Genomic DNA, 10449 nt, shown 5'->3' with positions numbered 1-10449 from the left:
CACAGCGCCCATCGCGGCCACTTCTCGACCGCGCGGCGGCACGGGTGCTCTTCCGGGCAGGTGCTCGGCCGCGCGGCCGTCATCGGTGCCCATCGGGGCGCTTCTCGGTCGCGCGGCGGCACGGGTGCTCATCGGGGCTCGCTCTCGGCTCTGGGGTGGTCGGGCGTACGCGACGCCGCGGCCGGCTCGACGGCGCCGGCGCCGGGCACGGTGGGCAGCGTCCCGCCCCGGCGCAGCCACCCCATCGCCGAGGCCGACAGCAGGCCGAGGAGCGCACAGCAGGCCCACGGCAACCACGCCCGGCCGCTGCCCGCGCCCGCGTCCATCGCCCAGCCGATCCCGGCGTTGCCGACCGCCGCCGCGATGCCGGAGGCCGCGTAGAACAGCCCGAAGCAGGTGCCGGTCAATCGGTCCGGGCCGAAGGCGGGGACGAGTTCGAGCACGAACGGCTGCGCGATCATCACGCCCACATGCAGCAACAGGGCGGCGGCGATCAACGGCACCATCCGCACCACCGCGTCCCCGGTCCCGTCCGGGCCCGCGCCGCCGGCGACCACGATCGGGGGCAGAAAGGCCAGTCCCGTCACGGCCGTTCCGATCGTGATCCACCGCGTGCGGTCGCCGCGTGCCTGGAGGAGGCGGGTGATCCGCAGTTGCAGCAGCAGGTTGGCGACCGTCCCGGTGAGGAACAGCACTCCGACGGCGGCCTCCTGGCCGGTCGCGTGCCGAACGCCGTCCGGGAGCAGCAGATACAGCTGCGTCTCCAGGCCGTACAGCCCGGCCATCGCGATCGAGAACGCCACGAAGGCGCGGTTGCCCAGGACTTCACGCCAGTCGGCCACCACCGAACGCTCCGGCGCCGGCACCGGACGCGCCGGCAGGACGAGCGCCTGGGCGATCGTCAGCACCGCGAACAGCACGGCCGCGGTCAGCGCGGCGGCGGTGAAGTCGACCAGGAGCAGCAGGCTGCCGAGCAGCGGACCGAGCAGGGCACCGGTGGTGGCGAAGACGTTGAACAGGGCGAACGCCTCGGCCCTGCGCGGCCCCGCCTCGTGGGCGAGGTAGGTGCGCACCGCGGGGTTGAACAGCGCGCCGGCCAGCCCGCTGAGCAGCGCGGCGGCGAGCAGTACCGGCAGTCCGTCGCCCAGCGCGAACAGCCCGAACCCCACGGTGCGCAGCGCGCATCCGGCAATGATCACGCCGCGCGCGCCGAGCCGGTCGGCGGCGGATCCGCCGAGGATGAACAGGCCCTGCTGCGCGAGGTTGCGCACGCCCAGGACGATGCCGACGACGGCGGCGGACATTCCCAGGTCGTCGGTGAGATGGGTGGCCAGATACGGGATCAGCAGGTAGAAGCCGGTGTTCACGCCGAGCTGGTTGACCAGCAACAGCCGCACCGCGAGCGGGAATCCGGCCACCGCGCGGAGTGTCCTCATCGGCCGGCCCCGATCGTGCGCCGTACGCCCAGCCCGGGGGTGTGTTCGGCGGCGCGCACCGTGCCGGCGGTACCGCCGATGCCGGTCCACGGATCGCGCGCGAGCAGCAGATGCCCGTCCAGGTCGACCCAGCGGGCCCGGTCGACGAGGTGTACGGCGGGCGCGATGCCGAGCGAACTGCCGGTCAGGCAGCCGAACATGATCTCGGTACCGCTGCCGCGCAGATCCTCGACGATCCGCGACGCCGCACGCGCACCGCCACATTCGGCGAGTTTGAGGTTGACCCCGGGAATCCGTCCCGCCAGTCGCAGTACGTCCTCGCGGGTGACCGCGTCCTCGTCGGCGATCACCGGAATCGGCGCGTGCCGAGCGATCCGAGCCAGCACATCGGGTCGCCCGGCGGCGATCGGCTGCTCCACCGCCTCGACCCCGAGCAGGGCGAATCGCGGCAGCAGTTCCATGGTCCGCGCCTCGCTCCACGCGCCGTTGGGATCGAGCAACATCCGGGCGTCCGGCGCCGCGTCGCGCACCGCCGCGACCCTGGCCAGATCGTGCGCCGGATCGGGCGCACCGGCCTTCACCTTGAGCACGGTGAACCCGAGTGCGGCCAGCCGCGTCGCCGCATCGGCCGCGTGCTCGATCCCGCCGAGCCCGATGGTCCGGGCGGTCACCGCGGCGGGCGCCCGTTCGGCGCCCAGCAGCCGATGTACGGGCCGTCCGGCGCGTTTGCCCACCAGGTCGAGCAGCGCCGCGTCGAGCGCGGCCCGCACCCCGAGCGGCAGCCCGCTCGGTCCGATGCCCGCCAACTCCTCCGAAGCGCTCTCCGGTTCGCCGAACCGCCCCAGCCACGGCCGAGCCGCCCGCGCCAGCGCCGCCCCGATGTCATCGGCCGCCAGCCCCAGCCGAGCGCTGCCCAGCGCCTCACCCCACCCGCGCGTCCCTTCGTGCTCGACACACACCCAGACGGCATCGCGCCCGGCCATCACCGACCGCGAAATGCGCAACGGCTCACCCAGTTCGAGCCGGGTCGTCTGCCACGTGAGCCTCATGCGGACCCCGGTATGGAGGTCTCGGGCGCGCCGGCGACGCGGGGCACGGGCGCAGCGGCGCACGCGGGCGCGTGTTCCCGCGCCGAAGGCCCCGGGACGCCCGGCGGGCGCGCGGCCGTCCGGCAGCGCGCCCAGCCGCCGACCTCGACGATCCCGGGGTCCAGGATCTCCACCGGGTGGGTGGGCACGCGGGCGCCGGCCAGGCCGTGCGCGGCGCAGAAGGCGTCGTCGTAGACGGTGCCCAGGTACCGGTGCGGGCCGTCCGGGAAGATGGTGGCCACGGTGGTGCCCGGGTGGACACGGGCCGCCCACGCGGCGACCAGGGCCACCGCGCCGGTGCTCCAGCCGCCGCTGACGAAGCTGCCCCGGGCCAGCCGACGGCATGCGTCGACGGCGGCGGCCGGGCCGACCCAGTGCACCTCGTCGAACGCGTGGTGGGCGACGTTGCGCGGCCGGATGCTGCTGCCGAGCCCGCGCATCAGGCGGGGTCGGGCGGGCTGGCCGAAGATGGTCGAGCCGACCGAGTCGACGCCGATCACGGTCAGCGCCGGCCAGCGCCGGCGCAGCGGCCCGATCAGTCCGGCGCTGTGCCCGCCGGTTCCCACGCTGCACACCAGGATGTCCACGTGGTCGAGCTGGTCGGCGAGTTCGGCCGCCATCGACGCGTAGCCCGCCGGGTTGTCGGGGTTGTTGTACTGATCCGGCCAATAGGCGCCGGGGGTGCCGCGCAGGATCTCGCGCAGCCGGGCGAGCCGGGCGGCCTGCCAGCCGCCGACCGCCGCCGGCTGTTCCACCAGGTCCAGTTCGGCGCCGTGCGCGCGCAACAACTGCCGCATGGACGGTTCGAGTTCGCGGTCGCCGACGAGCCGGACCGGATGACCGAGGGCCTGTCCGGCGAAGGCCAGACCGATGCCCAGGGTGCCCGAGGTGGACTCGACCACGAGCGCGCCGGGGCGCAGTTCGCCGCGTCGGCGGGCGCCGCGCAACATCGATACGGCGGCCCGGGCCTTCATGCCGCCCGCGCTCAGGTATTCGAGCTTGGCCCAGAATCCCGGGTGCGCGCAGGGCAGTTCGGTGCCGACACGGACCACGGGGGTGCGGCCGAGCAGGGACAGCAGGTCGGGATTGGCACCGGTCGAGTCGGCGGCACGCGGCGGCGGGACGGTGCTCACGCGGCACCTCCGGATCGGCGCGCCGCGCTCGTGCCTTCGGATCGGCGCGCCGCGCCCGGGTCTGCGGGTCGGTGCGCGGCACTCGGCCCGCCGTAGCGATGGACCACACCGGGTCCGCCGTCCAGCCAGAAGAACGGATAGGGCTCGGCGCATACCGCGCTCACCCCCGAGCCGACGAAGTGCGGCAGGATCGCGCTGCCGGTCTGGGCGAACATCACCAGCGGCTTGCCGGTGCTCGCGGCGTGTGCGCGCAGCGGTTCGAAGGTGTCGTTGCCCAGCGTCATGCCGGAGGCCAGAATCGCGTCGCAGCGGTCCAGTTCGGCCTCGGCGTCGCGGCGGATCGGCTCGCCCCATTCGGTGCGCCCACCCGCGAAGTCGCACGGCACGCAGCCGATCCCGAGCGTGTGCAGCCGCTCCAACAGCGAGTTGACCACGCCCACGACCAGCACGGTGCGTATCCGCGCCGCCGGCAGCAGGTCGATCACGGCGCGGGCCCGGGCGCGGGACTTGGTCAGCGAACTCCCCGCCGGCAACGGGTACGCCCTGGCACCGTGCTCGGGGCCGTGCGGGCGGGCTCGCATCAGGTAGGCGTCCAGGGCGGCGATCCGGACCGGCGCGAGCGGATGCGCCAGCAGGTCGGCGACGCGGGCCCCGACGCAGTCGTCGATGGTCTCGGCGGGCAGCGTGCCCGGTTCGGCGGCGCACGAGCCGACCGCCGCGCCCAGCCGCACGCTCAGCACCTCGTTGCGGTAGCCGGTGGTGCGTTCCGCGTGCCGGACGGCCTGCACGGTGCGGAAGGCGGTGCTCACCCGCTCCTGGTTCGGGTCGGCCCCGAACTCCCCGGCGCGGACCCGGACGAGCAGTTCGTCGAGGGCGCCCGGGGCCTCGGGTGCGAATCGCGGCCGGCTCACCCGGTCACCGCCGACACGGCCGCGTAGCGGGGGCGCAGCCGGCCCAGCATGCGCTCGGCCGACTCCCGCGCGCCGGCGCCCCGGGAGGCGGTCAGCACGTGGCCCAGATACTCGTTGTTGCTGGTCGCGGCCCGTACCGACCGCCCCGGTTCGGCCAGGGTCAGCTCGACCACGCCCGGCTCGGCGCGTACCGCGTCGGCGCCGTCGATGCCGGCGAGTGTGCCCGTCCCGTCCGCCGACAGGTCGCGTTCGTCGGGCAGCAGCAGGCCGATGGCCGCACTGCGGACGCCGGTCTCGCGCACGGCCAGGTCGGGACGCCGGCCCAGCGCGACGTCCACGCAGGCCACGACCAGGTCGACGCCGGTGACGTGCCGAACCAGTTCGGTGATGCGATTGCCCGCCGGCCTGGGGTTGACCTCGATCGTTCGCGGCCCGTCGGGGGTGAGTCGAATCTCGGTGTGCGCCACGACGTGGTCCAGGCCCAGCGCCTCGACCGCGCGTACGGCGGTGTCCGCGGCGGCCCGCGTGCGGTCCGGGTCCAGGGCGGCCGGGAACATGTGTCCGGTCTCGACGAACGTCGGCTCGGCGCCCAGGCTCTTGTCGGTCACGCCGACGACGTGGGTGTGTCCCGCGCGGGTGACCGTCTCGACACTGACCTCGGGGCCGGTGAGGTATTCCTCGATCAGCACCACCGAGGCCCGGCGCTGTCCGCGCGCGTTCACCGTGAGATCCGTGATGGCCCGCTGTGCGCGAGCCAGTTCCACCTCGTCGTGGACGACGCGGACCAACATCCCGGCGCACAGGTCCACCGGCTTGACCACGACGGGGTAGCCGATCTCACGCGCCGCGGCACGCGCCTGCGCCCGGTCCGCGCACAGCGCGAAGCGCGGGCCGGGGACGCCGGCCTCGGCCAGGCGCAGTCGGGTCAGATCCTTGCGGCAGGCCGCCTCCACCGCGTCCGGCGCGGGGGCGGGCAGACCGAGCCGGGCGGCGATCCGCGCGGTGGCCGGCAGGTAGTAGTCGCACGCGGACAACACCCCGTCGAACGCGAACACCTCGTGCAGTCGTTCGACCGCGGCCGGCAGTTCCGTCGTGTCGTTGGTCTCCGTCGTGACGATGTTGCGCGCGGACAGCAGCGGATGCGGCGCGGCGCCGGGCGTCGCGCGCAGGTAGTGGTGCAGGTCCCGGGTGAGGAACGTGAACTCGTGTCCGGCCTCGTGGATGGCCCGGGGCAACAATCCGCTCATCGCCCCGACCCAGCTTTCGACAACCAACAGATGACCCACCGAACTCCCTCTCCGACCGCGCGACGGCTCTCTCGCAGAGCATCGATCCGCCGCGACCGTATCGGGAATGGTTTTCATTTTCAATACAACATCGACGAGAGCCGGCGTCGCCGGGGAGCGCATCGGCCCGGCCGAAACCACCCCGAAACCGGGCCCGACACCACATCGGCACTGCCGAATCCGGGCCTCGACAGCGCTCCGGGACCCCCGAACCCCGTTTCCCATGTCACAACCCGTCCGCAACACCGCACGCAGAGCGGCCGATCCAAGCTTTCTTCGGGCAATTCCGCACGCGGAAACGTGTTTTGGTGCATGTCACGCGCGGAACGGGCGATCATGGACTCGGCGCGGGTGGGATGCCCCCGCCCGCCGAAGGGGAGCGACGTGCTCCGGTCCGCCGGATCGCGACTGCCCCGAACCGATTGCCGAGCCACGAAAAGGAGTCGCCGGATGGTCGCATCGTCGGTTGACGAACTGAGAGTTGCATTGGAAAGGGAGGCCACCGAACTGGCCGGGCGACGAGACCGGCTGCAAGAGGAACTGGCCTTGGTCGAGGCACAGTTGGCCGCTCGACTGAGCGCGGTGGAACAGCTGGCGCTGATTCGCCCGCTGACCGCGCCGGCCCCGGCCGAGGAGGCCGCGGCGGAGCCGGTCGCCGAGGCCGAGGTCGCCCCGGCGTCCGAACCCGCGCCCGAGGCCGAACCCGTCGTGGAGGCCGCGCCCGAGGCCGAGGCCACCGCCTCGCCCGAGCCGGTCGTCGAGGCAACGCCCGAACCGGCCGCTCCGGAGACCCCGGCGGCGACCGTTCCGGCCCCGCGCCGCAAGAAGCAGGCGGTCGCGGCGGTGGCGGAGCAGACGCGGATACAGTCCGCCTCCGCCCGCAAGGCTCCGGCCGGCAAGCCGGCGGCCAGGAAGTCCACCCGCACCAAGGCCGGCGCCACGGCGAAGGCGACCACCGCCAAGCCGAGCACCACCAAGCCGAGCGCCACCAAGCGGGCCGGCGCCAAGGCGGGCACCGCGACCAAGGCCGCCAAGGCGACCCCGGTCGCCAAGGCCACGGACGCACCCGCACCCGCACCCGCGGCGGCACCGGCGGCCCGTCCGGTCCGTTCCCACCTGCGCGACGAGATCGCCGCGCTGTTGGCGGGCACCGGCGAGCCGATGAACGTGCGTCAGCTCACCGAGGCCCTGGGCGAGGTCGCCACCAAGAGCCGCATGGAGAGCGTGCGCACCTCGACCGAGGGTCTGGTCAAGGCCGGACGAGCGGTCAAGACCGGTCGCGGGCTGTTCACCGGCCCCGCGGCCTGAACCACCCGGGTCCGCCCGGTTCTCCGGACGATCGCCGGCTCGACAACCTTCCTCGGCACCATCGGGGCCACGTCGAGCCGGCGGTTTCCGTCCCGGCCGAAGGCCGACCCACCGACGATCCCGCCCCGCGCCCACCCACCCGACGACGCCGCCGCCGGGGCCGCCGACGACCCACGCCGACACGCGTCCGCACCCACCGCATTCGCCGACCTCGGCCGCGCCTCCCGCCACCGGCCGACGGCCTCCTCGCCGAACGGCCGAAGCCCCGCCCCGATCCGGGCGGCGGCGGGGTCGACGGCGCGCCACCCGCCGCCGACCCTCGGATCACCAGTCGCAGGAGCACGCCTTCGGCTTGTCGGCCCGAATGATCGCCGCCCGCATCCCGTCGGTGATCTGGTGCGAGGGCTCGACGGTGATCCGGATGAACCCGGCCGCCCGGAGCCCGGCCCGATACTCGCTCGCCGCCAACGCCCCGGCCAGACATCCGGCGAACGACCCGCGCGCGGCCTGCTCCTCGATCGTCAGCCCCTCACCGGCCACCACGTCACACACCGTGAACCGGCCGCCGGGGCGCAGCACCCGGAACGTCTCGGCGAACACCGCGCCCTTGTCCGCCGCCAGACTGATCACACAGTTCGAGATCACCACGTCGACCGTCGCGGACGGCAACGGCACCGCCTCGATCGAACCCTTCAGGAACTCGACGTTGTCCACCCCGGCGCGCCGCGCGTTCGCCCCGGCCAACTCCAGCATCTCGTCCAGCAGGTCGAGCCCGTACACCCGCCCCTTGGGCCCCACCAGTCGGGCCGAAAGCAGGACGTCGATGCCGCCGCCCGAGCCGAGGTCGAGCACCCGTTCGCCCTCGACCAGATCGGCCGCGGCGGCCGGATTGCCACACCCCAGGCTCGCGGCCGACGCCGCCCCGGGCAGCCACCCCAGTTCCTCCGCGCGATACCGCCCGGCCCCGAACCCCCGACCGACCCCGACCCCACTGCCGTCACAGCAGGATTCGCTGGTCACACTGCCCCCGGCCAGCACGGCGCTCGCCGCCGCCACATAGGTCGCGTCCACCCCGGCACGCACATCGTCCATGGTTTCGTCTGCCACGGTTTCCTCGCTCATCCACGGTCCCGGCCCCCGACCCCGACCGGCCGGCGGTGGCAGTCTGGGGGTATCCGATGGGTGCAATCGCACCATGTCGGCCAATGGACGGCTATCGTTCGCCCGGAGGTCATCAACACCCGTCGACCCACGCGAACAAGCCACGTCCGCGAACCCGGGCCACCGCGAAACGCGGCCCGCTCGCGGGCGGGCCCGGGTGATCCGCCGACTCGGCCTTCCCGACCCGTTCACGGCCGTTCCGCTTCCCCCGGAGGTACCGATGTCGGTCCCGATCCGCGTGGCGGCGGCCACCTCGGCCCTGGGTCTCCGGCTGGACGCGGACCTGCCACCGCTGGTCGCCGCCCTGCGCTCGCGGGGCGTCGACGCCGAGGCGGTGTCCTGGGATCGCGCCGACGTGGACTGGTCGACCTACGACGCCGTGGTGATCCGGTCCACGTGGGGCTACTGCGAGCGGCCGGCGTCGTACCTGGCCTGGGTGGACGCGGTCGAGGCGGTGACCCGGCTGGACAACCCGGCCGCGCCGGTGCGCTGGGACACCGACAAGCGGTATCTGCGCGAACTCTGCGCGCGCGGCGTCCCGGTGGTGCCGACCCGATTCGTCGCCCCCGGCGAGCGGGCCACCCTGCCCGAACGCGGCCACTTCGTGATCAAGCCCGCCGTCTCCTCCGGCGCCCGGGACAGCGCCCGCTACGCCCCGGAGCACCACGACGCGGCCGCCCGCCACATCGCCGCGCTGCACGCCGGCGGCGAGACCGCGATGGTGCAGCCGTACCTGTCCCGGATCGACGAGGGCGAACGGGCGCTGGTCTTCCTCGGCGGCATGTTCAGCCACGCGATGCGCAAGGGACCGGTCCTGACCGAGGTCGGCGTCCTCGACAACGACCGCCACCCGCATCCCGGCCTGGCCCGGCACACCCCGACCACCGCCGAACTCGACCTGGCCGCCGCGGCGTTGTCCGTCGTCCCGGGCGCATGTCCGCTGCTCTACGCCCGCGTCGACGTGGCCCTGGCCGACGACGGCTCGCCGGTGCTGATGGAACTCGAACTCGTCGAGCCCAACCTGTTCCTCGCCGACAACCCCGCCGCCCTGCACCACCTCGCCGAGCTGATCCGCACCCGCGCCGGCGGCTGAACTCCGCGCGCCCACCGGGAAGAACGCCGAACAGCCGTACCGAAACCGGGCGTTCCGCCGCCGCCCGGAAAACTTTGCCACCCGTGACGGAAGATTCACCGCCTCGCCTGCCGGCTCGGGTCGACGGACCCTTAGATTGGCCTGGACCACCCCACACGGCATCCGGAGTTGAGAGTTCGTGGCCGAGTTCATACCCGACGCCGAATCGGCTTTACCAGAGCGGAAGATCGACACCGAGGTGGCCCATACCGCCCGGGTGTGGAACTACTGGCTGGGCGGCAAGGACAATTACCCCGTGGACCGGGAGACCGGCGATCAGATCGCCGCGATCCACCCCGGCACCCGGGATTACGCCCTCGCCGACCGGCAGTTCCTCGGTCGGGCGATCCGATACCTGGCCGCCGATCTCGGCATCCGGCAGTTCCTCGACATCGGCACCGGACTGCCGACGGCCGGGAACACCCACGAGATCGCGCAGGGCGTGGCGCCGGAATCGCGCATCGTCTACGTCGACAACGATCCCCTGGTGCTGGTGCACGCCCGGGCGCTGCTGACCAGCAGTCCGGAGGGGGCCACCCGCTACATCGACGCCGATCTGCGCGACGTCGACGAGATCCTGGCCCGGGCGTCGAAAACCCTCGACTTCGACCAGCCCATCGCCCTGGTCCTGCTCGGCGTGATCATCTTCGTGAACGACGACGACGAGGCCTACGGCACGGTACGCCGCCTCCTGGACGCGCTTCCGTCCGGCAGCCATCTCGCGCTGTCCCACACGGTGACCAGTCCGCCCGCGCCACCGGACGTGGACGACGCGGTGGCGTTCTGGAACGAGCACGGCACGCCCAAGCTCAAGCAGCGCTCACCGGAGGGCATCGCCCGCTTCTTCGACGGCCTGGAACTGCTCGAACCGGGTGTCGTCACCTGTTCGCACTGGCGGCCGGACACCGGGGTTCGCGCTCCCGAGGTGGCCATGTGGGGAGCGGTGGGCCGCAAACCGTAGCCCGTCGCGCACACGACGAAGCCGGGGCCGCGC

The 10449-nt window shown here is 73.5% G+C and carries 9 protein-coding genes; 3 read left to right on the top strand and 6 right to left on the bottom strand.

The features are described 5' to 3' along the window. Nucleotides 1-128: 128 nt before the first annotated feature. Genes EMA17_RS21060 through EMA17_RS21040 form a run of 5 tightly spaced genes read right to left on the bottom strand, consistent with a single transcriptional unit; the run spans nucleotide 129 to nucleotide 5854 of the window. Entirely contained in the window at nucleotides 129-1436 is a 1308-nt protein-coding gene (locus EMA17_RS21060) for an MFS transporter (RefSeq protein WP_126638633.1), read from the bottom strand. Continuing rightward, nucleotides 1433-2485, bottom strand: a complete 1053-nt coding sequence (locus tag EMA17_RS21055) for an enolase C-terminal domain-like protein (RefSeq protein WP_126638632.1) — start codon at nucleotides 2483-2485, stop codon at nucleotides 1433-1435. Before EMA17_RS21055 ends, EMA17_RS21060 begins: the two co-directional genes overlap by 4 nt. Then, nucleotides 2482-3657: a PLP-dependent cysteine synthase family protein gene (locus tag EMA17_RS21050; RefSeq protein ID WP_126638631.1), complete on the bottom strand. Its 1176-nt coding sequence runs from the start codon at nucleotides 3655-3657 to the stop codon at nucleotides 2482-2484. The genes EMA17_RS21055 and EMA17_RS21050 overlap by 4 nt, the downstream gene beginning before the upstream one ends. After that, a complete protein-coding gene (locus EMA17_RS21045; RefSeq protein WP_246126800.1) occupies nucleotides 3654-4568 on the bottom strand; it encodes a Rossmann-like domain-containing protein in 915 nt (304 codons plus the stop codon). Before EMA17_RS21045 ends, EMA17_RS21050 begins: the two co-directional genes overlap by 4 nt. Then, nucleotides 4565-5854: an ATP-grasp domain-containing protein gene (locus EMA17_RS21040; RefSeq protein ID WP_126638630.1), complete on the bottom strand. Its 1290-nt coding sequence runs from the start codon at nucleotides 5852-5854 to the stop codon at nucleotides 4565-4567. Before EMA17_RS21040 ends, EMA17_RS21045 begins: the two co-directional genes overlap by 4 nt. A gap of 450 nt (nucleotides 5855-6304) precedes the next feature. On the opposite strand from EMA17_RS21040, the gene EMA17_RS52970 reads away from it, so the two are divergent. Further along, nucleotides 6305-7162 carry a hypothetical protein gene (locus EMA17_RS52970; RefSeq protein ID WP_174861406.1) on the top strand — a complete coding sequence of 286 codons (858 nt, stop codon included), beginning with the start codon at nucleotides 6305-6307 and terminating at the stop codon, nucleotides 7160-7162. A 324-nt stretch (nucleotides 7163-7486) separates the two neighbouring features. Here the strand turns inward: EMA17_RS52970 and EMA17_RS52965 are convergent, their stop codons facing one another. Further along, nucleotides 7487-8269, bottom strand: coding sequence for a methyltransferase domain-containing protein (locus EMA17_RS52965; protein WP_246126799.1), 783 nt, complete (start codon nucleotides 8267-8269; stop codon nucleotides 7487-7489). 274 nt (nucleotides 8270-8543) lie between these two features. On the opposite strand from EMA17_RS52965, the gene EMA17_RS21030 reads away from it, so the two are divergent. After that, nucleotides 8544-9416, top strand: coding sequence for an ATP-grasp domain-containing protein (locus tag EMA17_RS21030; protein WP_126638629.1), 873 nt, complete (start codon nucleotides 8544-8546; stop codon nucleotides 9414-9416). A gap of 178 nt (nucleotides 9417-9594) precedes the next feature. Continuing rightward, nucleotides 9595-10416 (top strand): SAM-dependent methyltransferase, encoded by an 822-nt coding sequence (locus EMA17_RS21025; protein WP_246126798.1) that lies wholly within the window; start codon nucleotides 9595-9597, stop codon nucleotides 10414-10416. Nucleotides 10417-10449: the final 33 nt, after the last annotated feature.

The sequence above is a fragment of the Embleya hyalina genome (genome assembly GCF_003967355.1).
Lineage (GTDB): Bacteria > Actinomycetota > Actinomycetes > Streptomycetales > Streptomycetaceae > Embleya > Embleya hyalina.
Note: the sequence above shows the minus strand (reverse complement) of the source record. Positions and strands in the feature narration are given on the sequence as shown.